Raw genomic sequence first — 23562 nt, forward strand, 5'->3', positions numbered from 1 at the left:
TTATAGGTAGTTAAGGTAGAATGAACTTGTTATAATGAACTTGCTTAATGGAGGAATAAAACGCAGCTTCGATTATACTACTTTATTCGTAAAAATTGGAAATTTAGATACTGGAGATGAAATCTTGAATACAGAAGTAACTATATTATTAACAAGTGATGTACATGGAAATGTTTTTCCATTGAATTATGGGAATAATGCCCCTGCAGATGTTGGTCTTGGTAAAATTGCTTCTATAATAAGGAATGAAAGAGCAAAGAATGTACATACCATTGTAATTGATAATGGTGATTTAATACAGGGCACGCCGTTAACCTACCATTATGCGAATTTTTTAGCAGATAAAAAAAATCCAATGATAACGATATTAAATGAATTAAAGTATGATGCAGCTGTTATTGGAAATCATGAATTTAATTATGGCTTAGATATTTTAAAATCCGCAGTAAAGGAATCAAATTTCCCTTGGTTGTCTGCAAATATTGTCGATGTAAAAACGAAAACACCATTTTTAGGAATTCCTTATGTAATTAAGAGAATAAATGGTTTTAAGATTGCTATTCTAGGTATAACAACCCATTACATTCCCAATTGGGAAAATCCTCAGAATATCAGAGGACTGCAATTTAATGATGCATATGACAGTGCAAAAGAATGGGTAGAGCTGATTAAGAAGGAAGAGCAGCCAGATGTTCTTGTTATCTCTTATCATGGAGGATTTGAAAGGGATCCTGAAACTGGTGAGCCATCCGAAGTATTGACTAGAGAGAATCAAGGATATACCATTTGTAAACAAATTGACGGGGTAGATGTACTTTTAACAGGGCATCAACATAGAGAATTAACCGGTAATATCAATGGAACAGAAATTATTCAACCAAGCAATAATGGAAAGTATGTAGGAAAAATAACATTATTACTAGATGATAAAGGCGAAGTAATCGAGAAAAGCTCTGAACTATTATCTGTTGCTGAAGTAGAAGCTGATGAGGATATTCTATTATTAGTAAAGGAAAATGAGGAATGGACACAGGAATGGTTAGATACGCCGATTGGCTATATTGATGGGGAAATGTTAGTAACAGATCCGATGCAAATTCGCTTAAAGGACAGCGCGCTTATCGAATTTATTAATAAAGTACAAATGGATGCAGCGCAAGTGAAAATCAGTAATACTGCACTTTTTAATAACGAATCACCGGGATTTAAGCCCAATGTAACAATGAGAGATATTGTATCCAATTATATTTATCCTAATACATTTAAAGTGCTTGCTCTAACTGGAAAGGATATTCGTCGTGCGCTCGAACAAAGTGCAAAATATTTTGCTTTAAATGACGAGGGAGAGCCGATTGTCAATCCTTCGTTTGTTTATCCTAAACCCCAGCACTACAACTACGATATGTGGGAAGGAATTGAATACACACTCGATCTAACTAAGCCAATTGGACAGAGAGTTGTTCAGTTAGATTTTGAGGGGGCGCCAATAGACGAGGAAGGTGTATATGAAGTAGTAATGAATAATTATCGAGCAGGAGGCGGTGGAGATTTCTTTATGTTCAAAAATAAGCCTGTTATCCGTGAAATTCAATTTGACGCTTCTGAATTAATAGCTAATTATATTATGGAGAGAAAGGTCGTACCTGCGACTTGTAATCATAATTGGAAAGTCATTTGGTAAGAGGAAGATACTATTTACACTTATAACAATAACATAAACGATAAAAACAGCTAAAACGGTAGACCGATGATCGTTATGTAGCTGTTTTTTCTGCTTTTATTTATAGAAAGTTAATTGACAAGCTCTTTTATTTCCTTTTTAATATTGTTAATATTGAAAAAATTAAATAGTGTCAGGGGATGGAGAGCGTTGAGTAAACCGGTAATAGGGATAACAGGTGCATACGTATTTAAAAATAAATTTATGGAAGGCACATATGTGCATCATGATTATCAAAAATCCGTTGCAGTCAATGGAGGATTGCCAGTTATCTTGCCGTTTGTAGAGGAGGACCTGGCAAGAGAAATGGTGGATCTTTGTGATGCTGTGATTTTGAGTGGAGGAGAGGATGTAGATCCGAGTTTATTTGGAGAAGATCCACATCAAAATATAGGGGACACCATTATTTTGCGTGATAAAGTGGAAATACAAATAATTAAAAGGGCGATGGAAACGAATAAACCAATACTTGCAATTTGTAGAGGAATTCAAATTTTAAATGTTGCTTTAGGAGGAACATTAATACAAGATATTCCTTCGCAAATAAAAGATAGTATTAAACATACTCAATCTGTGAATAGAAATTTAGACACCCATTTTATTTCTATTGAAGAAAAAAGTAAGTTAGCAAATATAATTGGCGAAACAAAAACAAGAGTAAATAGCCTTCATCATCAAGCTATTGATGGTTTAGCAGCAGGCTTAGAAATAGTTGCCACTAGTAGCGATGGTGTAATAGAAGCTGTTGAGCATAAGAGCTATCCTAACTTTTTACTAGGGATTCAATGGCATCCAGAATCAATGGCGTCTACTAATGATAAAATGAATCAGATTTTTAGAGAATTCATAAAAAGTGTAAAAAAGCAGAGGGTAATGGGGTAGAAAATTTGTCTAATAAATGAAAAAATATCGAGAGTTACACAAATAGAAAGCTTAAAACTGAAAAAGATGAAAAAAAAAGTTAGTATTAAGTCCTAAAATCAGCTAAAATAGTAGGGTAAGACAATTTTTTCTTTGGAGGTATAACAATGAGCGAAAAAACATTTACAGTAATTGATGAAACTGGTATTCATGCAAGACCAGCAACATTATTAGTTAGCACTGCTAGCAAGTTCAAATCAGATATGCAAATCTCTTTCAAAGGGAAATCTGTGAACTTAAAGTCTATTATGGGCGTAATGTCACTAGGTGTACCTAAAGGTGGAGAAATTACTATTTCTGCAACTGGTGAAGATGAAGTAGAAGCAGTTGATGGTGTAGAAGCTGTCCTTAAAAAAGAAGGATTAGTTGGTTAATTTTTTACCTATGACCCTCATTTATGAGGGTCTATCTCCAGTTATTTTTTTGTCATCAAATTAAAGCGTTTACACCTTCGGTGGTAACTGAATATGGGGTTATTAATTTAATGTATGTACCACATAAAGATTTGACCCTTAATCAGAATGAAATCTATTTTGATTAAGGGTCAAGTCTTTTTCATTATCTTTCTTCTTTGTAATATGAGCAATGAAAAATACAAATTTCTTTGATTCCTCATTCTGTACAAATTATATGAATTTTTAGTAAAATGTAGAGGAGATAGGGGGATTAGTATGGTTGTTAAAATAGAAGAGGTTGGCTTAAAAAGAAATGGTCAGTGGATACTGAAAAATATTAATTGGGAGATTAAAAAAGGAGAAAATTGGATTCTGTATGGTCTAAATGGGGCCGGAAAGACAGCTTTGTTAAATATGATTTGTGCGTATTATCATCCGACAGTTGGGAAAATGGAAGTATTAGGAAAAGAGTTTGGGAAGTCAGAGTTAGGAGGAGCGCTAAGGCGAAAGATTGGACTAGTATCCAACCGGCTACAACAAAATTTATATGCGTCAGATAGCGCATTTGAAATTGTACTTAGCGGCGCATATGCTTCGATTGGATTATATGAGTCACCAACAACGGAAATTAGAAACAGGGCAATTGAAATAATGGAGAAGCTAGGTAGCTTGGATTATGCAGATAGACCATATAGTAGTTTATCACAAGGAGAGAGACAAAGAGTATTAATCGGAAGAGCGCTAATGGTAAATCCCGAACTAATTATTTTAGATGAACCTGCTACAGGCTTAGATTTTTTAGCAAGAGAACAATTATTAGATACCATTTCTAGTTTGGTATCTGAAAATAGTAGCATCATTTACGTTACACATCATGTTGAGGAAATATTACCAGTGTTTTCCCATACCTTTCTGTTGAAAAAGGGAGGGGAATTTATCTCAGGATATACAAAGGAAGTATTAACCAGCAAGAACATGAGCAGCTTTTTTTCGTTACCGGTAGAAGTCATTTGGAATAATGAAAGACCACTATTAGCCAGAAGTAGCTCATTAATAAAGAAATAATAAAGGAGAAAGAATTTTGGCATATAAAATTGTATTTATTGATATTGATGGTACATTAGTAAATGAAGAGAAACAAATTCCTAGTGACGCGAAAGCAGCCATTAAGGAATTAAAGAAGCGGAATATCCCAATTGTTTTAGCAACTGGAAGAGCACCTTATTTCTTTTCTCATATTTTAGAGGAGCTTGGTTTATCGTCTTTTATTTCTTTTAATGGCTCATATGTTGTCCATGAAAAAGAGGAAGTTTATAAAAAACCAATCCCAATGGAGACACTAGAAATGCTAGAAAATACTGCCTTAAAAAATAATCATCCAATCGTTTTTCAAGGGAGCAAGGAAGGCTGCGCTAATCATAAGGAGCATGCACATATTATTGAATCATTTCAATCATTAAAATTAAAGGCACCTTCTTATCGAAAAGATTTTTGGAAGGAAGCTGATATCTATCAATGCTTGCTTTTTTGTGAGGAAAGCGAAGAAAAGGTATATGAAGAAGCGTTTTCCAATATACATTTTGTTCGTTGGCATCCTTTATCCATGGATGTTATTCCAACAGGTGGGTCAAAAGCAGCTGGGATTGCACAAATTTTAAACATACTAAATATCGATCCAAAGGAAGCTGTAGCATTTGGAGATGGATTAAATGATAAAGAAATGCTTTCGTATGTAGGAATGGGAATAGCTATGGGGAATGCCCATAAAGATATTAAGCCATATGCAAAATTTGTTACAAAGCATGTAGATGATGGGGGACTAGCTTACGGATTACAAAAAATAAGCCTCCTTTAACTTTTGATCAGAAAAAAGAGAAGATACATATATAAAGAAGCTGCCAAATATTGATCATTTTTTTTGGCAGCTTTTTAGTACTATCCTATTTGGTTGTAAGAGAGAGATTGATGACGATATTCCATAAAAATAAGTTTGATTAGTCTTCCCAGTTTTCATAGACAACAACTCCTCCTGATAAATCGATTGTATTACGTTCTCCTTTATAAAGAAGTTTGCCATCCTCTTCTACAATTAGATTTTCATAAGTAAATACTTTTTTTCCGTTTGGCAAGGTAATGACTACTTTGTCTCCATATTCTTCTGTTCCTGTTTTGGGCTCACTAGCAAAATATCTATCTGAAAATATATAACCTCCGAAAATTGTGGTAAGCAGTAAGATAGAGCCTAAAAAATACATCACTTTTTTACCTATCCTATTTTTATTTTCAATTTCCTCATGTTTATCTGTACGTTTCATATGCTCTTCCACAATATCACCTTTTCATAAAGTTTTATTGCTCAAACGGTAACAATGGTATATACAAAATATTTCGTTGATATAGATGAAATTCCCCTTAAACTATGATATGAAACAAATTCTTAAAGATGACGAAATATTAATGGAAGAATGATTTTTTTGCATGCTTGATAAGCTGATGCTAAAAAAGGGTATTAGTTCTTTATTTCTGTATGCCAGTTCATACAATATAAGTATAATTTAGATTTTTTCTAAAAATTCCTGAAACCTTTCTTCGTCTAAGTCGTATGTATGGTAAGTACTAAAATGAAGGAGGTCTGATTTTAGTGAATACATAACAAAATTAAATTTTTAGAAAGTGAATGATGTGTATGGAATTATTCGGCTTTGATCTTCCCTCCATTTATTTAACTGTTTTAATTGGTTCGGGAATATGTGTCATATTAACCTTATTACTATCAGACTTATTTGGTGGAGACGTGGGTGTATTTAATCCTACTTTAATCCTTGCTTTTTTTACGATATTATCAGCAAGTGGTTATCTTATGGAGAAGTATTCTTCTATCAATAGCTTCATTATTCTTTCCATTTCAGCAATAATCGCACTTATTATTTCTAGCTGCTTACACTTTTTTGTTTTTATTCCTCTTGCTAATGCAGAAGAATCATTAGTTTATAGCGATGAATCACTTAAGGGAAGAATTGGCAAAGTCATTACAGCAATTCCGCAGGATGGCTATGGAGAAATATTGATCGAAAGCATCAGTGGAAATATCTCAAAAACTGCAGCAAGCTTTTATAACGAAGAAATTGGATTTGGCGAAGAAACGGTTATAGTAGAAATTAAAGAAAATGTTGCTTATGTTGTTCGCAAGGATGGCATATAGTAAAGCAAACAAAAGGAGGAAAAATGAATGGCAATTGAGATTTATATTGTAATAGGAATTGTAGCATTTTTATTAATCGCACTTATTAGTATTTTTATGGCGAAATATAAGACTGCAGGACCAGATGAAGCACTAATTGTAACAGGTAGTTATTTAGGTTCTAAAAATGTTCATGTCGATGAATCAGGAAATAAAATTAAAATTATTAGGGGCGGAGGGACATTTATTCTCCCGGTTTTCCAGCAATCAGAACCTCTGAGTTTATTATCTAGTAAATTAGATGTTTCAACACCAGAAGTATATACAGAACAAGGCGTTCCAGTTATGGCAGACGGCACAGCTATTATTAAAATTGGTGGTTCTATTGGTGAAATTGCCACTGCAGCTGAACAGTTTCTAGGAAAAACAAAACAAGATCGTGAAAATGAAGCAAGAGAAGTATTAGAAGGCCATTTACGCTCTATTTTAGGTAGTATGACAGTCGAAGAAATTTATAAAAATCGAGATAAGTTTTCGCAAGAGGTCCAAAGGGTTGCTTCTCATGACTTAGCAAAAATGGGTCTAGTCATTGTATCCTTCACGATTAAAGATGTCAGAGATAAAAACGGATACTTAGAATCGCTTGGTAAACCAAGAATTGCCCAAGTTAAACGCGATGCAGATATCGCAACAGCTGAGGCAGATAAAGAAACAAGAATCAAAAAAGCCGAAGCAGATAAAGATGCTAAAAAGGCAGAATTAGAAAGAGCAACAGAGATTGCCGAAGCAGAAAAAGAAAATCAAATGAAAATTGCTGATTATAGAAGAGAGCAAGATGTTGCAAAAGCACGTGCTGACCAAGCATATGATTTAGAAAGCGCTCGATCTAAGCAAGAAGTTACTGAGCAAGAAATGCAAATTAAGATCATTGAAAGACAGAAACAAATTGAGTTGGAAGAAAAAGAGATTTTAAGAAGAGAAAAGCAGTATGATTCAGAGGTTAAAAAGAAAGCAGATGCAGATCGTTATGCAATGGAGCAGGCTGCCGAAGCGAATAAACGCCGTGAAATTGCCGAAGCGGATGCGAACCAATATCGAATTGAATCACAAGCAAAAGCGGAAGCAGAAAAAGTGCGAGTAGATGGTTTAGCAAAAGCGGAAGCAGAAAAAGCAAAAGGGGAAACAGAAGCAGAAATTATCCGCTTAAAAGGTTTGGCTGAAGCGGAAGCAAAACGCAAAATTGCCGAAGCATATGCACAATATGGTCAAGCGGCAATCTTGGATATGGTACTTGATATGTTACCTGAATACGCAAAACAAGTGGCTAGTCCATTAGCTAATATCGATAAGATTACGGTTGTGGATACTGGAAGTGATGGCAGCAACGGTGGAGCAAATAAAGTGACAGGCTATGCAACAAACTTAATGTCAACAATGCAAGAATCATTAAAGGCATCTGCTGGAATCGATGTAAAAGAATTACTTGAAAATTTATCAGGCAAAGGAAATATTCGTCAGAGTATTAATGAGTTAAATGATAATTTAAGTAATAAAACAGAATAAAGAAAAAAAGACTCATCTGAAATAAATTTCAGATGAGTCTTTTGGTGTTACTCTTTTTCTTTTAAATCTTCAATTGAATTAATATCTTTCATATAGCTTGGTACAACAAGACCTAGTTTTGTTCCTTCTAAGTTAGGTCCTAGGTCTTCGAATTGACCTTTGAATTTGTTTGCATAATCTTCATGCGTAATTGGTAACCAACCTGCAATATGTGCATCTAGGCTGCCATCTGCTACACCAGTCCACATTGGACCTGCTTCAACTTGACTTAATGTTACCTTATAACCTAAATCTGTTAAAACTTTGCCGATAACATTGGTACTTGCAATTTCACTATCCCATGCTACATAACCGATTTTAATTTTGTCTCCGTCTACTTTGCTCACGCCTTTTGTCCATTCACTAACTTTATCAGCGTTATCTTTTATCCATTTTTCAGCGGCTTTTTCAGGATCTTCGCCATCATAGATATCCATCATAACAACACCCATGTCATCTGTTGTCCAGTGGAAATTATCTAGTACCTGATATGCTTCAGGCATATCTTCTTTTAATCCGTTACGCGCAATGGAATGAATATTCTCATTTTCACCAAAAGAGCCCTTTGGATCTTCCAAGTATTTTAAATCATATGCAGTGAACATCCAATGTGGAGTCCAGCCTGTTATGATAATTGGTTCTTTTTTGTCATACGCTTTTTTTAGAGTAGCCGTCATTGCTGCGCTTGAACCTTCTACCAATTTCCAATCCTTTAAGTCATAGTCGCTAATCGCCTTATTAGCTGCTTTCATTATACCTGCACCAGGATCGATACCGATAATTTCATAATCAACTTTTTCACCAATTGTGGCATTCGGATCGTCTGCGCTGTTAGAACCACAGGCAGCTAACCCTAAGGTAAGAGTGATTGCTCCTAATAAACTAGTCATTTTTTTCATATTATTTTGCCCCCTTTTTCTTTGTTCCCACATTTTGGGTAATTCTATCTAAAATGATCGCAAGTACTACAATAGATATACCAGCTTCAAATCCACGTCCAATTTGAATTTGAGTTACAGCACGATATACATCAGCACCAAGTCCTGGTGCACCAACCATTGCAGCAATAACTACCATTGATAGTGCAAGCATAATACTTTGGTTAATACCAGCTAGTATTGTTGGCATAGCAAGTGGTAATTCAACCTTTAATAATTTTTGGCTAGTTGTACTACCGAAGCTTTCTGTCGCTTCTCTAATATCGCTAGGAACCTGTTGGATACCAAGAATAGTCAAACGAATAGTAGGTGGCATAGCAAATATTACTGATGCTACCACTCCAGGTACGACCCCGATACTAAAGAAGAAGATAGCAGGAATAAGATAAACAAAGGCTGGCATTGTTTGCATAAAGTCTAATATTGGGATAACAATATTGCGGACAGTGCTATTTTGTGAAGCCCATATTCCTAGTGGAACACCAATTATTATGGAGATAAATACAGCAGAGAGTACAAGAGCTAGTGTATCAATCATTGGTTCCCAGTAGCCTAAATTATCTACTAGTAATAATCCGATAAGAGTAAAGAGTGCAATCTTCTTATTCGCTAATTTCCATGCAAGTAATGTAAGTAAAATAATTAATAAAATAGGAGGAATAAACCCAAAGAAGCCTACTAAAATATTTACAACAAATTCTAATACAGCAGTGATTCCATCAAATAATACTTCGAAGGTAGTTGTCAACCAGGCGACAAAGGAATCAATCCAATCTGCAACTGGTAATTTAGGAATTAGATTATTCATTATTCATTCCCCCCAACTAATACTGATTCTTCTGTTGGTGGAGTATTAATAAGCTCGTTGTTACCAGCAAGGGCTCCAATAACTGCACCTCTAACGAGAATCCCTTTTAATCTCTTCTGCTCATCTATTACTGCAACTGGAATGATTGCAGTTGATACCTTATCAAAGAGATCAGCTAATAATGTGTCACCTGTAACCGTAATTACATCTTTTTGTAAAATGGTTTCAATGCCTTCATTGTTTTCGGCAGCTGCACGGGCATCGTCAGCTGTAATTGCTCCGAGTAATTCTCTTTTCTTGTTCACGACATAAATGCTGGAAATTCCAAGTTTCTTCATCATTTGTAACGCGACACGAGGACCTTTTTCAATCGTGACTGCTTCTGCGCGTTTCATTATATGATTGGCAGTTAATACTTTCGATAAATCTACATCTTCGACAAATCGTTCCACATAATCATTGGAAGGATTCATTAATATTTCTTCTGGTGTTCCGACTTGAACAATGGTTCCATCTTTCATTAGCGCTATACGATCGCCAATACGAAGTGCTTCGTCTAAATCATGTGTAATAAAAATGATTGTTTTTTCCATATTTGATTGCAAGTCTAATAATTCGTCTTGCATATCTTTTCGAATGAGGGGATCAAGGGCACTAAATGCTTCATCCATTAGAAGAATATCAGGGTCATTAGCTAAAGCGCGAGCAAGACCGACTCTTTGCTGCATTCCACCACTCAATTGGTCTGGATATTGGGATTCATACCCTGATAATCCAACTAATTTAAGTGATTCAAGTGCACGTTCTTTTCTTGATGCTTTATCAATCCCTTGAATTTCTAAACCATATTCTGCATTTTCCAATATTGTTCGATGAGGGAGTAGAGCGAATTTTTGGAAGACCATACTTATTTTTTCTCTGCGTACTTTACGTAAATCTTCTTTTGACATTTTTACGATGTCTTTCCCATCAATATAAATGTTCCCGATTGTAGGATCAATCAGACGATTAAACATACGTACTAATGTTGATTTACCACTACCGGATAGTCCCATGATAACAAATATCTCACCAGGATTTACTTCAAAACTAGCCTTGTTTACACCGACTGTTGCTCCTGTTTTTTTGAGGATATCTTTTTTTGATTCACCACTATTTAATAGTTGAATTGCTTTTTTTGCGTTTTTGCCGAAAATCTTTGTGACATTTTCGACTTTTAATTTTGCCATACTTTCCATTCTTTCACCTCTTTAATTCTAAACGCTCTGTAAAGCGAGCCTACATATATTATAGAAGATAATCAACAGACACTTCAAACTGTATAATCAGTTAAAATGATTCATTCTGAACGTACAGAAAAAACTGAATGAACCGTAGGATGTATATTCTTAATAATGCGCTCAAATGCTTCCATATACTATCTAGGTTGTTACTTTACATTTTTTTTATTCATGTTAATCTATAAACAGAAAAAGCATTTAAGTACTTGATTATTGATTCACCTTGATTATTGAAATAATCATTATTACAATGTATAAGTAAACATATAATATGGATGTGAATGATAAATGACGGATAGGGAGCAGTTAAATATTGCTCGAGAGAGAGTGATTGATTCCGTAGCCCAAAACATGGATTTATATGGAGTGACTGAATCGATTGGTAGATTATATGGGATGCTATTATTCCAGAAAAATCCGATGACGCTTGACGAAATGAAAGAAGAGCTAGGAATGAGTAAAACTAGTATGAGTACTTCGGTTAGAACCTTGCTTGAATTGAAAATGGTGGACAAAGTATGGCGAAAAGGTGTTCGAAAAGATTTATATAGAGCAGAAGAAGATTGGTATCAAACATTTATCGATTATTTCACGATTAAATGGCGGTTAGCAATTACTGAAAATATATATGCAATTGAGAAATCAATGAATGAAATAAAAGTATTAATGAATAAAGAAGGAATATCTGAAGATGTTATAAAAGATGCAACCAATGATTTAGAGAAAATGAAATATGCGCTTGATTATTATGATTGGCTTGAACGTTTTGTAGATAGTTTAGAATCACATGAAATTTTTAATTTCATTCCCAAAAATAAAGAATAAAAGAATAGTTAAAGGTGCTATCTTCTAAGCTTTTTATTAAAAAACTTAGAAGATAGCACCTTTTTGTAGTCTAAATAGATGTATGAAGAAAATTTGACAATCAAATATGAAACGAAAAAAATATCACAATAGCCTAAGGATAACTGGTTAAAAAACCTAAAAAATGTGCATTTGTCTATCGCACATTTTCAATTCTTGAATAGGATATATGGAATCAAAAAAAGGAGGTTTTTATTCATGGGTGAAGTTGGAGTAGGTTACGGCGGAGGTTTCGCTCTTTTAGTAGTATTGTTTATTTTATTGGTGATTATTGGTGCTTCTTGGGGTTACGGCGGATTTTATTAATCCGTAACGAAACAGATATTAAAAGGAGGAAATAGAATGTACGGATATGGTTGTGGATATCCTGGCTATGGTTATGGCTATGGTGGTGCAGGTTACGGCGGAGGTTTCGCTTTAATCGTTGTTTTATTCATTCTTTTAATCATTGTGGGTGCAGCTTGCTTTAAATGGTAAAATAATGAAAAAAAGAAGGCTGATTCGATGAGTCAGTCTTCTTTTAATGGTAATAAGTAAAGCGAATAAAGTACATATTATTATATTTGAGGAGTCTTAACTATTTGCTAAAATAAAGAGAGAAGATGTGTGTTAGGGGGAAATGAATAGATGGATTCCTTAGTTTCATTAATAAAGTCTGCTAATTATTTTGTTATATTTACTGGTGCTGGGATGTCAACAGAGAGCGGATTGCCTGATTTTAGATCTGCTAATAAAGGATTATGGACTGCTGAAAAGAAACAATATCTTTCCAGTACGAGTGCCTTAAATAATCATGTGCAAGAATTTATTGAGTTTTATCGAAATCGAGTTCAAGGCATTCATGAATTTAAGCCGCATAATGGCTATTACATACTAAGTGATTGGGAAAGAAAAGGCTATTTAAAACAAATCATCACACAAAATGTGGATGGGTTTCACGAAGAAGCTGGAAATGAGAAAGTTGCTGAATTGCATGGAACATTAAAAAAGGTTCATTGTGAAACGTGTGGAAAGAATTATCCTAGTGATGAATATTTACATGACAATTATTTATGCAGTTGTGGAGGGATACTAAGACCTTCCATTGTCCTTTTTGGAGAAATGCTCCCAGAACAGCCATTTTTTACAGCGGAAGAGGCAGCCATAAATTCAGACGTCTTTTTAGTTTTAGGGTCATCTTTATCCGTTTCACCAGCAAATCAATTTCCATTACTTGCAAAGCAAACAGGTGCTAAACTAATCATTATCAATAAAGAGCCAACCCAAATGGATGGTATTGCTGACATTGTCATTCATGAATCAATTGGAAAGGTATTAGAAGAAATTAATCTTAAGCTATAATGTCCGTCAAGCGGTTGAAAATAAATAAGATGGATGGATTCTCATGAAATAAAAGAAAAATAGTAAAAATAAAAGTAGCCGAATACATTTAAATCCATTGCAAACTTTGATATATCGAGATAATATAAGGGAATGGACTAAATTTGAATGCGTAAAAGAGAGGAAAGTAACATGTCAAAGAATTTTAAACAGGATGTACTATCTCGTCGCACCTTTGCGATTATTTCCCATCCAGATGCTGGAAAAACAACGTTAACGGAAAAGTTATTATTATTTGGCGGAGCAATTAGAGATGCTGGAACAGTAAAAGGGAAGAAAACAGGAAAATATGCGACAAGTGACTGGATGGAAATAGAAAAGCAAAGAGGAATTTCTGTTACATCAAGTGTGATGCAATTTGACTACAAAAATGCACGAGTAAATATTTTGGATACACCTGGACACCAAGACTTTAGTGAAGATACTTATCGTACTCTTACAGCTGTGGATAGTGCTGTTATGATAATTGATTCGGCAAAAGGAATAGAGGAACAAACGTTAAAGTTATTTAAAGTGTGTAAGATGAGAGGTATTCCTATTTTTACATTTATTAATAAATTAGATCGCCAAGGGAAGCCGCCTCTTGAATTACTTGCGGAATTAGAAGAAGTAATGGGGATTGAGTCTTATCCAATGAATTGGCCGATCGGAATGGGTAAAGAATTTTTAGGTATATATGATCGTTTTTACAATCGAATTGAGCAGTTCCGTGTAGAAGATAAAGAACGATATGTTGATCTAAATGAAGATGGAGAGATTGAAGGGGATCATCCAATTAAACAGGATTCTTTATATGATCAAACATTAGAAGAAATCATGCTTTTAAATGAAGCGGGGAATGAGTTTTCGGAAGAGAAAATTAATAATGGTGATTTAACACCTGTATTTTTTGGTAGTGCATTAAGCAACTTTGGGGTACAAACATTTTTAGAAACATATTTGCAATTTGCACCGTCTCCACAAGCTAGAAAATCTACCATTGGAGAGATCGATCCTTTATCAGAAGAGTTTTCAGGGTTCATTTTTAAAATTCAAGCGAATATGAATCCGGCTCACCGTGATCGTATCGCGTTTTTACGTATTTGTTCTGGGAAATTTGAAAGAGGAATGATGGTTAATTTACCAAGAACAGGGAAGCAAGTAAAGTTAGCGCAATCTACACAATTTATGGCAGATGATCGAAGTACCGTTAATGAGGCGGTTAGTGGAGATATTATTGGGTTGTATGATCCAGGTTTTTATCAAATTGGCGATACGTTAACGGTTAGCAAGAATGCTTACCAATATGAAAAACTACCTCAATTTACACCAGAACTTTTTGTAAAGGTAACGGCAAAGAATGTAATGAAACAAAAACATTTCCATAAAGGCATTCAGCAGCTCGTACAAGAAGGTGCAATTCAGTTATATAAGACTGTCAAAACAGAAGATTATTTGCTGGGAGCAGTTGGTCAGCTACAATTTGAAGTATTTGAGCATCGAATGAGAAATGAGTACAATGTAGAAGTAATTATGGAGCATGTAGGTTCGAAAATTGCCCGTTGGTTAGTGGATGAAGAGGTAAATGAAAATCTTTCTAGTGGAAGAAGTCTGCTAGTAGAGGATCGCTACGGCAAAAAAGCATTTTTATTTGAAAATGAATTTGCATTAAGATGGTTCCAAGATAAAAATCCAGAAGTAAAATTATATAATCCGATGGATGAACAAGAATAATTAAGTAAAAGAAGAGATTATTGCAAAAGGATTCTACCTGTTTTAAATGGAGATTCTTTTGTAAATAGTCTCTTTTTTGATGTAATGGAAAATAGCTCTATGTTGAAATCATGTCAGATTTTCGAACATAAGAAAAAGGGAAGGAAGGAGAAGGGACAAGTGTTTATTATAAAAATTCAACTTTTTGTTATTCTGAAATAATTTTATTTGATGGGAAGTAGATATATACTATCTTTTTTCTGAAATAAAAGCGGGTGGATGGTTTTTGTAGCGAGTAAAAAAGAAAGTCTTTCGGTATACGAATTACTGATATATAAGGTTTTTGTAAATATAAATAAAAACGAAAATGTTTAAAATGTTTTCATAATTAAAAGTTTTCGAAAAACTATTTGTAATTCTAATAAAAATAGGTATAATAAAAACATGATGTTATAAAAGTTAACAAACAATTGTTAATGAGTTGGCTTTTTAACATCTAATAGGGCTGATACTAACATTCGATGTGATAAGAGTATTCTTGTAAGATAAATAGATTGAATATTCTTTTAATTAGAGTTTGCTAGTATCATAAAAACAAGATATAGGGGGATATATTGTATGAAGAAAAGTTTGTCGCTTACTTTTAGTATTTTATTAGTGCTTGTTCTAGCTTTAGCTGGCTGCTCAAGTAAGTCAGGATCAGATGGGGAAAGTACTAATGGTGCAAAAACAAGTTCTTCTAAAAGTTTACTTGAAACCATAAAAGAAAGAGGGACATTAAAAGCAGGTGTTAATGATGCTCTTCCTGGTTTTGGCTACATAGGTTCAGATGGGAAAAATACTGGTTTTGATGTTGATTTTGCAAGAGCGATTGCAGCGGGAGTTCTTGGAGATCCTTCTAAAATTGAATTTAGACCTCTATCAGCTACAGACCGCTTTACGGCAGTTCAATCTGGTGAAGTAGATGTGTTAATTCGTAATACAACTTGGACAACAAACCGTGATGCTGAAGTGGGGCTAAGTTTTGCTCCAGTTACTTTCTATGATGGTCAAGGAATTATGGTTCCAAAGGATAGTGGAATCAAAACACTAAAAGATTTAGAGGGTAAAACAATTGGGGTAGAAACGGGAACAACAACCGAATTAAACTTAGCTGATCAGATGAAAGCAGCAGGTGTTAACTATACAGCACAAACATTTGATAATGCAGATGCTGTAATTGCTGCATATGAACAGGGTTCTATTGATGCTTGGACAACAGATAAATCGGGATTAGTTTCTCGCCAGTCTACTTTGCAGGACCCAGATGCTCATATTATTTTAGAAGAAACATTATCAAAAGAACCACTAGCTCCAGCAGTTAAAGATGGCGACGAAAAGTGGGCAGATGCAGTATCATGGATTGTATTTGCAACCATTCAAGCGGAAGAATTCGGTATTACCTCTCAAAACGTAGATGATTTCTTAACCAGTGAAAACCCAGAGATTAAGCGTCTTTTAGGAGTGGAAGGCAATCTAGGAGAACAGCTAGGATTAGCCAATGATTTTGCCTACCAAGTAATTAAACAAGTTGGTAACTATGGTGAAATTTACGAGCGGAATTTAGGTCCTGACACAGTGTTCAAATTAGAGCGTGCACAAAATGCGTTATATACTGATGGGGGATTATTGTACTCTATTCCATTCCGTTAATAGGTAATAACAGATAAAAATATGGGGGGTCTCAAAAACCAAAGTGTCTAATCTATTTGAGATACCCCCTATTCTTTTAAGTGAGAGGTGAGAAATAGTGGAAATGAAAAAAACAACATCGACTCCTCTTTGGAGAAATAGAAAAGTGGTCCCGATAATTAGTCAAATTATTTTTGTTCTAATCGTAGGAATAGTAATTGCCTTTATGGTGAGAAATGTAATATCAGGTCTCGAACAAATAGGTTTAGTATTAGGATTAGACTACTTAAATCTAAAAGCATCTTTCCCTATAGCAGAATCTATTATTAGTTATACACCTGACGATCCTTATACACGTGCTTTATTAGTAGGATTATTAAATACACTTAAGGTTTCCGTTTTTGGGATTATCCTTGCAACTATTATTGGAGTCATTGTAGGAGTTGCAAGATTATCGAACAACTGGTTAGTCCGTAAAGTGGCAACAGTATATGTTGAAGTTTTTAGGAATACACCATTATTGGTTCAAATTTTCATTTGGAATTTTGCTGTTTTTTTACCAATGCCGAAAATTCAAGATGCTATATCGGTTGGGCCGTTTTATTTTTCAAATAGAGGTGCCTCTATTCCGTGGTTTACCTTACAGGATAATACGCTGATCTGGCTTGTCATTCTAATTTTTTTAATCGCAGGAAGCATAATTTTATTCAAAAAATTAACAAAAGTATCGATAGAATCAGGTAAGTCTACATATCCGTTCATTTCAAGTGTGGGATTAATAGTAATTGGAACGATAATTATCTATATTATTTTAGGAAATGGACCACTTGGTTTTTCTGTTCCTGTATTTAATGGCAATTCATTTGAAGGAGGAACGTCATTATCCATCGGGTTTATGTCTGTTTTAGTTGCCTTAACAATCTATACATCAACCTATATTTCGGAAATTGTTCGTGCAGGAATAATGGGGGTTCCAAAAGGGCAGACAGAAGCTGCTAAAGCGCTTGGGTTTAAAAGTCATACAGCACTTCGTTTAATTATTTTTCCGCAAGCAATTAGAATCATTATCCCGCCATTAACAAGCCAATATTTAAATTTAATAAAAAACTCAAGTTTAGCAATGGCTGTAGCATACCAAGATATTGTTGGAATCGGAAATACAATTATTAATCAGACAGGACATACATTAGAAACTTTATTAATTGTTATTTCTGTGTATTTATTATTTAGCTTAACTACATCACTGTTAATGAATATTTTTAACAAAAAATTCCAGCTGGTAGAAAGGTAGGGAGGTAAATGGATAATATACAACTTAATACGGAACCAGTTATGGAAACGAAAAAATTGGCTAATCAAAAGAAATTACAATTATGGCTGAAAAATAACTTATTTAAGGATTGGAAAAATGCTATTTTAACGATTGTCACATTAATGTTTACTATTTATTTGCTTACTAGAATAGGTAAGTTTTTATTCGCAAGTGAATGGGGAGTTGTTACTGACAATTTAAGGCTCCTCTTTGTCGGACAATTTCCACTAGAAGAAATATGGAGATTGTGGGTATCTCTTCTGTTACTATCAGTATTTTTAGGAACTACTTGGGGAGCGTGGAGAGGGATTATCGGACATGTTGCCATTAGTCTCAGTGTTCTTCTAGTTATATTTGGAGTAATTCCTTATACAGAAATGGAATCGAAAGTATATTTATTTACGAGTGCGGCTGTGATATTCCTTTTTTACTTTATCGGAAAATATGTTCCGAAGTTAAAAATCCCCCTCCTTCTATTATGGATTTTATATATACCGATTACCCTTTCTATTATTAATGGGTTTGGTGTACTTGAGCCAGTAAAAACAAATATTTGGGGAGGATTTTTATTAACGCTTGTTATCGCTTCGGTTGCAATTATTTGCTCTTTCCCATTAGGTTTACTCCTAGCAGTGGGGAGACGAAGTAAACTGCCTATAATCAAATATTGCTGTATTCTTTATATAGAATTAATTCGAGGAATGCCGCTGATTATGGTGTTATTTATTGCCCAATTATTGCTGCCGATGTTCCTTGGGGGAATCGAACTAGATAATGTAGTCCGGGCAATGATAGCATTCACTTTATTCAGTGCGGCCTATTTAGCAGAAAATATTCGCGGAGGCCTGCAATCAATACCGAGAGGACAATTTGAAGCAGCGCAAGCTCTAGGATTAAATAATTTTAAGGTAATGTTTTTTGTCATATTGCCACAGGCTTTAAAAGCAGTTATCCCAGCTATGGTTGGTCAATTTATTTCCATCTTTAAAGATACATCTCTAGTTGCGGTTATTGGATTAGCCGATTTTCTTGGAATGGGAAAAAAAATTGCTGCAAATCCGGAATATTTAGGAAAATATATGGAGTTATATATTGTGATTGCTTTTATATACTTCATCTTTTGTTTCTTAATGTCGCATGTAAGTAAGCATATAGAAAAATCACTTGGTGTAGGGACGAGATAGAAAGGAGAATGAGAGGATGGAAAGTGTCTTTGGTATAAATAAATTATCGACACCTCTAGATGAGAGAGAGGATATTATTAAGGTTACTAAATTGAATAAATGGTATGGAGATCACCATGTATTAAAAGATGTAAATCTTACAGTAAAGCAAGGGGAGGTAATTGTCATTCTAGGACCATCAGGTTCTGGTAAGTCAACCTTTATTCGTACGATAAATGCTTTAGAGGAATTTCAAAAGGGGCATATAACGGTTGATAATATTGCATTAACAGATGATTTGAAAAACATTGAAGAAATTCGGAAAGAAACGGGAATGGTGTTTCAGTCATTTAATTTATTTCCTCATATGACTATCCTGAAGAATATCTCTTTAGCACCAATGTGGGTGAGAAAGTGGAAAAAAGCAAAGGCAGAACAAATTGCCAAAGAATTACTTGAAAGAGTTGGTATTCCAGAACAAGCAAATAAGTATCCAGGACAATTGTCAGGTGGACAACAGCAACGTGTTGCAATTGCACGGGCATTAGCGATGCAACCGAAGATTATGCTGTTTGATGAACCTACTTCTGCCCTGGATCCTGAGATGGTAAAGGAAGTATTAGATGTTATGAAAACTTTAGCAGAGTCAGGAATGACCATGTTGGTGGTAACACATGAAATGGGTTTTGCAAGACAAGTGGCAGATCGCATTATCCTTTTTGATAAAGGAGAAATTGTAGAAACGGGAAAACCAGAAGAACTATTTGATCATCCGAAGCATGAACGGACAAAAGCATTTTTATCTCAGATATTATAAAAAGAGCCCTAGGGCTCTTTTTTAGTGGTCCAATCATATTTGATATGGATTGCTTATAAGCAGTATTTCCATTTAATATTTTGTTTTGTAAAAATATAACAATTTATTTTGTATAAAATATCAAGATTTCGCTAAAAATGTAATAGTAGGTATAGAAAAATAGATGGTGATACCAATGAAGGGCCTAAGTAGATTGGAAGCAATTATGTGGAGTATAGCTCTACCTGGTTTTAGTCAGTTATTATTGAAAAAATATTGGAAAGGAACACTGTTAGTTATCTTAGAATTTATTATAAATGCGCAAAGTAATTTTAATTTAGCCATTATGCTGAGTTTTTGCGGCAATATCCAAGAGGCAATAGAGATTATCGACTTTCAATGGATATTGTTTTATCCGTGTTTATATATGTTCGCAATGTGGGATGCCTATAAGGAAGTTATGGAAACAGACAATGAATATGCTTTTTTACCATTTGTATTTTGCGCATATTTTGTTACCGTAGGTGTTTTTTATTCGACACAAATGAAGTTATTTGGAGTGTTGTTAGGTCCTGTATTTTTGCCGATGGTATTCTTGATACCGGGAATCATTAGTGGTTTTGTAGTTAAGTATTGCTTAATTTATTTTAGGAAAAAGAAACATTCTTAAAGTGATAAATGATGATTGGCTAAGGAAAAACGATAAAAGAAATACAGATAAAATAAAATTATCAGTAAAATTAAAAAATATGTAAAAAACCATTGGCAAATAGTTCAATATTGTATATAATTAATACATATTAATATTTGTATACTACTCAAAGGGGAGTAGCTTTTAGGTTTAATACCTAAAACAAAGTCGTCAGTTCATGGCATATGCCATCGGCTTTGTTGGCATATTAGTGCTTAGCAAGACCTTTGCCTATTTGGCAAAGGTCTTTTTTTGCGCACTTTTGTACATAATAACGAAAGTCGTAGCAAAACCTGCTAATAGGAGTATACAAATAAAAACCTAAAGGGGGAAATTTTATTGGATGCAAGCATGTTACTAGAGTATGGGTGGGTTTTACTGATTCTTGTTGTTTTAGAGGGGTTACTGGCTGCTGATAACGCGGTTGTAATGGCTGTTATGGTCAAGCATTTGCCAGTAGAACAACAAAAAAAGGCGCTTTTCTACGGATTATTAGGTGCTTTTGTATTTCGTTTTGCTACTTTATTTATGATTTCTTATTTAGTGGATGTTTGGCAAGTTCAAGCAATAGGGGCGCTTTATCTTCTCTTTATTGCAGTGCATAATATTTATGGAAAGTATGCGAAGAAGAATGAAGCCGATAAAGACAAGAAGCCGAAGAAACAATCTGGTTTCTGGATGACTGTTTTTAAAGTAGAGTTAGCAGACATTGCTTTTGCGATTGATTCCATGTTAGCAGCGGTTGCACTTGCGATTACATTACCAAAAACAAATTGGTTTACGCTAGGTGGCATTGATGGAGGGCAATTCTTAGTTATGTTTCTTGGGGGATTAATTGGATTGATCATCATGCGTTTTGCTGCAAACTGGTTTGTGAAGTTACTTCATTCTCGTCCTTCTCTAGAAACAGCAGCCTTTTTAATTGTAGGATGGGTTGGGGTGAAATTAGCCGTATTTACGTTAGCACATCCATCGGTAGGATTCTTAGATGAACATTTCCCAGAATCGAAACTATGGAAAGGAATCTTCTGGTTTGTGCTAGTAGCTATTGCGGTTGGTGGATATCTCTTCTCCAATAAAGAAGCAGTTAAAGCAAAAGAAAGTAATGCATAAATATGATGAAAAAGCCATCCATTTGGAGTGGCTTTTTCTTTTTGATCAGGACTTTAGTTCAGCAGATTTAACTTATTGCGTTTTTCCAGATAACTCAGCCTGTGCTTGTTGGACAAGTCTTTTTGTTATTTCTCCCCCAACAGAACCATTGGCACGTGAAACAGTATCAGATCCTAAATTCACACCAAATTCTTGGGCAATTTCATACTTAACACTATCTAGGTATTGTTCAATTCCTGGAACTAATAATTTATTTCGAGAAGCCATTTTTGTTTCCTCCTTATCCAATATATAGTACAGTGATTATTTATCAATTAATTGTTTCCAAAATAGGAATGATAAATGATTCTGTATTTATAATATGTGGATTTATTTTAAGTTCATTAGTGGTAAAGTTTGTGTATAGGGGAGAAAATAGGATTTATTGTTGTTTATAGGTTAGCCTAGCCTATTGGTAAACCTCCATTACTTCATTAATTGATAGTACTTAAAAATATTCAAGCTAATCTTAAAAGTTTCCTAAACATTTAAGATTAGCTTGAACGTCGAGGGATAGATAACTTATACTGTTTAATATCTATGATAATAAGGCATCATTATATAGGATATATGGGTAGCTTTAAAGAAAGGAATTGTTTTTTAATGGGCAAGAAGTTTAAGTTAGTCCTTCAAAATTTAACTCCTGCGCAGATGATAACCAGTTATTATGGTTTAGCTGTTAGCATATCGGTTTTATTATTAAGTTTACCAGGAGTACATAAAGAAGGAGTAACAGTTTCCTTTATGGATACATTGTTTACTGCCGTAACGGCAGTAAGTGTAACAGGACTTACTGTTATTAATATCGCTGAAACGTATAGTACATTTGGAATAATAATATTAATGTTTGTTCTTCAATTTGGCGGTATTGGAGTAATGGCAATAGGTACATTCTTTTGGATGATTCTTCGTAAGAAGATTGGTTTAAGAGAAAGACAGTTAATAATGATTGACCACAATCAATCTAATCTTTCCGGTCTCGTCAATTTAATAAGAGAAATTATCAAAATCATTCTTATTATTGAAGTATTGGGTGCTATTATACTCTCAATGCAATTTCATAATTATTATCCTACCTGGGGGGATTCGATCCTACATGGCACTTTTGCATCTGTTAGTGCCACAACAAATGGAGGATTAGATTTAACAGGAGAATCACTTACTCCATTTAAGGATGATTATTTTGTCCAACTTGTTAATATTATTTTAATTACATTAGGAGCGATTGGATTTCCAGTACTTATCGAAGTGAAAAATTACCTTTTTCCAAAAGAAGGAAAAAATCATCTGAAGTTTTCATTATTCACTAAGTTAACAACGATTACTTTTGGTTTTCTTTTACTATTTGGAACGATTATGATTATTATTTTAGAATGGGGTAATTATTATGCGGGAATGAGCTGGCATCAAATATTCTTCAATGCCTTTTTTCATTCTACCTCCACTCGAAGTGGTGGTTTAGCAACAATGGAATTAAACGAGTTTTCTATGACAACTTTACTTATCTTTTGTTTTCTTATGTTTATCGGTGCTTCCCCAAGTTCTGTTGGAGGAGGTATCAGAACAACAACCTTTGCATTGAATGTCTTATTTATTTATCATTATGCAAATGGAAACAGATATATTAAAATATTTAAACGAGAAATTCATGAAGAGGATATTATAAAATCATTGGTTGTAACGATATTTGCGATTGGTATATGTCTCGTCGCTGTCATTGCTTTATCTATTTCTGAAAAGGCGTCCCTTATTGTGATCCTTTTCGAAGTTTGTTCTGCATTTGGAACAACAGGACTTTCTCTAGGATTAACACCAGAATTATCTACCTTTGGTAAATGTGTAATTATGCTGCTTATGTTCATCGGAAGAATAGGGTTGACTTCTTTCATCTATATTATTGGAGGAAAAGAGAAAAAAGATAACTTCCATTATCCAAAAGAACGAATTATTATCGGATAAGGATAAGGAAGATGTGAATGGAGCTGGCTATTTTGCC

At 34.3% G+C, this 23562-nt stretch carries 24 protein-coding genes and 1 riboswitch; of the genes, 19 read left to right on the forward strand and 5 right to left on the reverse strand.

Going from position 1 to position 23562, the window contains the following annotated elements; genetic code table 11:
* Positions 1-34: 34 nt before the first annotated feature.
* From NX902_RS08690 to NX902_RS08710, 5 genes are all read left to right on the forward strand, one after another.
* A complete protein-coding gene (locus NX902_RS08690) occupies positions 35-1681 on the forward strand; it encodes a bifunctional metallophosphatase/5'-nucleotidase (protein WP_164463604.1) in 1647 nt (548 codons plus the stop codon).
* 189 nt (positions 1682-1870) lie between these two features.
* Positions 1871-2602, forward strand: a complete 732-nt coding sequence (locus NX902_RS08695) for a gamma-glutamyl-gamma-aminobutyrate hydrolase family protein (protein WP_095328990.1) — start codon at positions 1871-1873, stop codon at positions 2600-2602.
* A gap of 146 nt (positions 2603-2748) precedes the next feature.
* A complete protein-coding gene (locus NX902_RS08700) occupies positions 2749-3015 on the forward strand; it encodes a phosphocarrier protein HPr (RefSeq protein WP_016200885.1) in 267 nt (88 codons plus the stop codon).
* 297 nt (positions 3016-3312) lie between these two features.
* Positions 3313-4101: an ABC transporter ATP-binding protein gene (locus tag NX902_RS08705; protein WP_341160687.1), complete on the forward strand. Its 789-nt coding sequence runs from the start codon at positions 3313-3315 to the stop codon at positions 4099-4101.
* Positions 4102-4117: 16 nt separating this feature from the next.
* Positions 4118-4891, forward strand: coding sequence for a Cof-type HAD-IIB family hydrolase (locus tag NX902_RS08710; protein WP_249878793.1), 774 nt, complete (start codon positions 4118-4120; stop codon positions 4889-4891).
* Positions 4892-5030: 139 nt separating this feature from the next.
* Here NX902_RS08710 and NX902_RS08715 read toward each other — a convergent pair whose 3' ends face one another.
* Positions 5031-5351, reverse strand: coding sequence for a hypothetical protein (locus tag NX902_RS08715; protein WP_095329003.1), 321 nt, complete (start codon positions 5349-5351; stop codon positions 5031-5033).
* Between the two features lie 365 nt (positions 5352-5716).
* Between NX902_RS08715 and NX902_RS08720 the strand changes: the two genes are divergently transcribed.
* Positions 5717-6238 (forward strand): hypothetical protein, encoded by a 522-nt coding sequence (locus tag NX902_RS08720; RefSeq protein ID WP_341160688.1) that lies wholly within the window; start codon positions 5717-5719, stop codon positions 6236-6238.
* A 27-nt stretch (positions 6239-6265) separates the two neighbouring features.
* Positions 6266-7780 carry a flotillin family protein gene (locus NX902_RS08725; RefSeq protein ID WP_095328994.1) on the forward strand — a complete coding sequence of 505 codons (1515 nt, stop codon included), beginning with the start codon at positions 6266-6268 and terminating at the stop codon, positions 7778-7780.
* Positions 7781-7827: 47 nt separating this feature from the next.
* Here the strand turns inward: NX902_RS08725 and NX902_RS08730 are convergent, their stop codons facing one another.
* From NX902_RS08730 to proV, 3 genes are read right to left on the reverse strand one after another with little or no spacing between them, the layout of a single operon-like run.
* Positions 7828-8718, reverse strand: a complete 891-nt coding sequence (locus tag NX902_RS08730) for a glycine betaine ABC transporter substrate-binding protein (RefSeq protein ID WP_095328995.1) — start codon at positions 8716-8718, stop codon at positions 7828-7830.
* Between the two features lies 1 nt (position 8719).
* Positions 8720-9565, reverse strand: a complete 846-nt coding sequence (locus NX902_RS08735; RefSeq protein ID WP_095328996.1) for an ABC transporter permease — start codon at positions 9563-9565, stop codon at positions 8720-8722.
* Positions 9565-10803 (reverse strand): glycine betaine/L-proline ABC transporter ATP-binding protein ProV, encoded by a 1239-nt coding sequence (proV, locus tag NX902_RS08740; RefSeq protein WP_095328997.1) that lies wholly within the window; start codon positions 10801-10803, stop codon positions 9565-9567. Before proV ends, NX902_RS08735 begins: the two co-directional genes overlap by 1 nt.
* Positions 10804-11133: 330 nt before the next feature.
* Between proV and NX902_RS08745 the strand changes: the two genes are divergently transcribed.
* The 11 genes from NX902_RS08745 (at position 11134) to NX902_RS08795 (ending at position 21527) form a co-directional block, all read left to right on the forward strand.
* Positions 11134-11670: a GbsR/MarR family transcriptional regulator gene (locus tag NX902_RS08745; protein WP_095328998.1), complete on the forward strand. Its 537-nt coding sequence runs from the start codon at positions 11134-11136 to the stop codon at positions 11668-11670.
* A gap of 237 nt (positions 11671-11907) precedes the next feature.
* Positions 11908-12015 carry a YjcZ family sporulation protein gene (locus NX902_RS08750; protein ID WP_082138357.1) on the forward strand — a complete coding sequence of 36 codons (108 nt, stop codon included), beginning with the start codon at positions 11908-11910 and terminating at the stop codon, positions 12013-12015.
* 36 nt (positions 12016-12051) lie between these two features.
* Positions 12052-12186 carry a YjcZ family sporulation protein gene (locus tag NX902_RS08755; RefSeq protein ID WP_082809995.1) on the forward strand — a complete coding sequence of 45 codons (135 nt, stop codon included), beginning with the start codon at positions 12052-12054 and terminating at the stop codon, positions 12184-12186.
* Between the two features lie 150 nt (positions 12187-12336).
* On the forward strand, positions 12337-13050 hold the full coding sequence (locus tag NX902_RS08760; protein WP_095328999.1) for an NAD-dependent deacylase: 714 nt from the start codon (positions 12337-12339) through the stop codon (positions 13048-13050).
* A gap of 171 nt (positions 13051-13221) precedes the next feature.
* Positions 13222-14802: a peptide chain release factor 3 gene (locus tag NX902_RS08765; RefSeq protein WP_095329000.1), complete on the forward strand. Its 1581-nt coding sequence runs from the start codon at positions 13222-13224 to the stop codon at positions 14800-14802.
* Between the two features lie 597 nt (positions 14803-15399).
* Complete coding sequence (locus NX902_RS08770) at positions 15400-16473, forward strand: amino acid ABC transporter substrate-binding protein (RefSeq protein WP_095329004.1); 1074 nt, start codon at positions 15400-15402, stop codon at positions 16471-16473.
* Between the two features lie 103 nt (positions 16474-16576).
* A complete protein-coding gene (locus NX902_RS08775) occupies positions 16577-17743 on the forward strand; it encodes an amino acid ABC transporter permease (protein ID WP_171510304.1) in 1167 nt (388 codons plus the stop codon).
* An 8-nt stretch (positions 17744-17751) separates the two neighbouring features.
* Positions 17752-18948, forward strand: a complete 1197-nt coding sequence (locus NX902_RS08780; RefSeq protein WP_095329006.1) for an amino acid ABC transporter permease — start codon at positions 17752-17754, stop codon at positions 18946-18948.
* A gap of 16 nt (positions 18949-18964) precedes the next feature.
* A complete protein-coding gene (locus tag NX902_RS08785) occupies positions 18965-19744 on the forward strand; it encodes an amino acid ABC transporter ATP-binding protein (protein ID WP_095329007.1) in 780 nt (259 codons plus the stop codon).
* Positions 19745-19937: 193 nt separating this feature from the next.
* Positions 19938-20393, forward strand: coding sequence for a hypothetical protein (locus NX902_RS08790; protein WP_445668888.1), 456 nt, complete (start codon positions 19938-19940; stop codon positions 20391-20393).
* Between the two features lie 141 nt (positions 20394-20534).
* Positions 20535-20631: riboswitch (yybP-ykoY riboswitch) on the forward strand.
* A 122-nt stretch (positions 20632-20753) separates the two neighbouring features.
* Positions 20754-21527, forward strand: a complete 774-nt coding sequence (locus NX902_RS08795) for a TerC family protein (protein WP_095329009.1) — start codon at positions 20754-20756, stop codon at positions 21525-21527.
* A gap of 72 nt (positions 21528-21599) precedes the next feature.
* Here NX902_RS08795 and NX902_RS08800 read toward each other — a convergent pair whose 3' ends face one another.
* Complete coding sequence (locus NX902_RS08800; protein ID WP_047942948.1) at positions 21600-21794, reverse strand: alpha/beta-type small acid-soluble spore protein; 195 nt, start codon at positions 21792-21794, stop codon at positions 21600-21602.
* A 375-nt stretch (positions 21795-22169) separates the two neighbouring features.
* On the opposite strand from NX902_RS08800, the gene NX902_RS08805 reads away from it, so the two are divergent.
* A complete protein-coding gene (locus NX902_RS08805; RefSeq protein WP_095329010.1) occupies positions 22170-23525 on the forward strand; it encodes a TrkH family potassium uptake protein in 1356 nt (451 codons plus the stop codon).
* Positions 23526-23562: the final 37 nt, after the last annotated feature.

This window comes from Niallia sp. FSL W8-0954, assembly GCF_038005605.1.
Classification (GTDB): Bacteria; Bacillota; Bacilli; order Bacillales; family Cytobacillaceae; genus Niallia; species Niallia circulans_A.

Bases quoted from the DNA above. Each gene is read 5' to 3' on its own strand.
- NX902_RS08690 (WP_164463604.1), top strand. From the start codon at position 35: ATGAACTTGCTTAATGGAGGAATAAAACGCAGCTTCGATTATACTACT.
- NX902_RS08700 (WP_016200885.1), top strand. From the start codon at position 2,749: ATGAGCGAAAAAACATTTACAGTAATTGATGAAACTGGTATTCATGCA.
- NX902_RS08705 (WP_341160687.1), top strand. From the start codon at position 3,313: ATGGTTGTTAAAATAGAAGAGGTTGGCTTAAAAAGAAATGGTCAGTGG.
- NX902_RS08715 (WP_095329003.1), bottom strand. From the start codon at position 5,351: ATGAAACGTACAGATAAACATGAGGAAATTGAAAATAAAAATAGGATA.
- NX902_RS08720 (WP_341160688.1), top strand. From the start codon at position 5,717: ATGTGTATGGAATTATTCGGCTTTGATCTTCCCTCCATTTATTTAACT.
- NX902_RS08725 (WP_095328994.1), top strand. From the start codon at position 6,266: ATGGCAATTGAGATTTATATTGTAATAGGAATTGTAGCATTTTTATTA.
- NX902_RS08730 (WP_095328995.1), bottom strand. From the start codon at position 8,718: ATGAAAAAAATGACTAGTTTATTAGGAGCAATCACTCTTACCTTAGGG.
- NX902_RS08735 (WP_095328996.1), bottom strand. From the start codon at position 9,565: ATGAATAATCTAATTCCTAAATTACCAGTTGCAGATTGGATTGATTCC.
- proV (WP_095328997.1), bottom strand. From the start codon at position 10,803: ATGGAAAGTATGGCAAAATTAAAAGTCGAAAATGTCACAAAGATTTTC.
- NX902_RS08745 (WP_095328998.1), top strand. From the start codon at position 11,134: ATGACGGATAGGGAGCAGTTAAATATTGCTCGAGAGAGAGTGATTGAT.
- NX902_RS08750 (WP_082138357.1), top strand. From the start codon at position 11,908: ATGGGTGAAGTTGGAGTAGGTTACGGCGGAGGTTTCGCTCTTTTAGTA.
- NX902_RS08755 (WP_082809995.1), top strand. From the start codon at position 12,052: ATGTACGGATATGGTTGTGGATATCCTGGCTATGGTTATGGCTATGGT.
- NX902_RS08760 (WP_095328999.1), top strand. From the start codon at position 12,337: ATGGATTCCTTAGTTTCATTAATAAAGTCTGCTAATTATTTTGTTATA.
- NX902_RS08765 (WP_095329000.1), top strand. From the start codon at position 13,222: ATGTCAAAGAATTTTAAACAGGATGTACTATCTCGTCGCACCTTTGCG.
- NX902_RS08770 (WP_095329004.1), top strand. From the start codon at position 15,400: ATGAAGAAAAGTTTGTCGCTTACTTTTAGTATTTTATTAGTGCTTGTT.
- NX902_RS08775 (WP_171510304.1), top strand. From the start codon at position 16,577: ATGAAAAAAACAACATCGACTCCTCTTTGGAGAAATAGAAAAGTGGTC.
- NX902_RS08780 (WP_095329006.1), top strand. From the start codon at position 17,752: ATGGATAATATACAACTTAATACGGAACCAGTTATGGAAACGAAAAAA.
- NX902_RS08785 (WP_095329007.1), top strand. From the start codon at position 18,965: ATGGAAAGTGTCTTTGGTATAAATAAATTATCGACACCTCTAGATGAG.
- NX902_RS08800 (WP_047942948.1), bottom strand. From the start codon at position 21,794: ATGGCTTCTCGAAATAAATTATTAGTTCCAGGAATTGAACAATACCTA.
- NX902_RS08805 (WP_095329010.1), top strand. From the start codon at position 22,170: ATGGGCAAGAAGTTTAAGTTAGTCCTTCAAAATTTAACTCCTGCGCAG.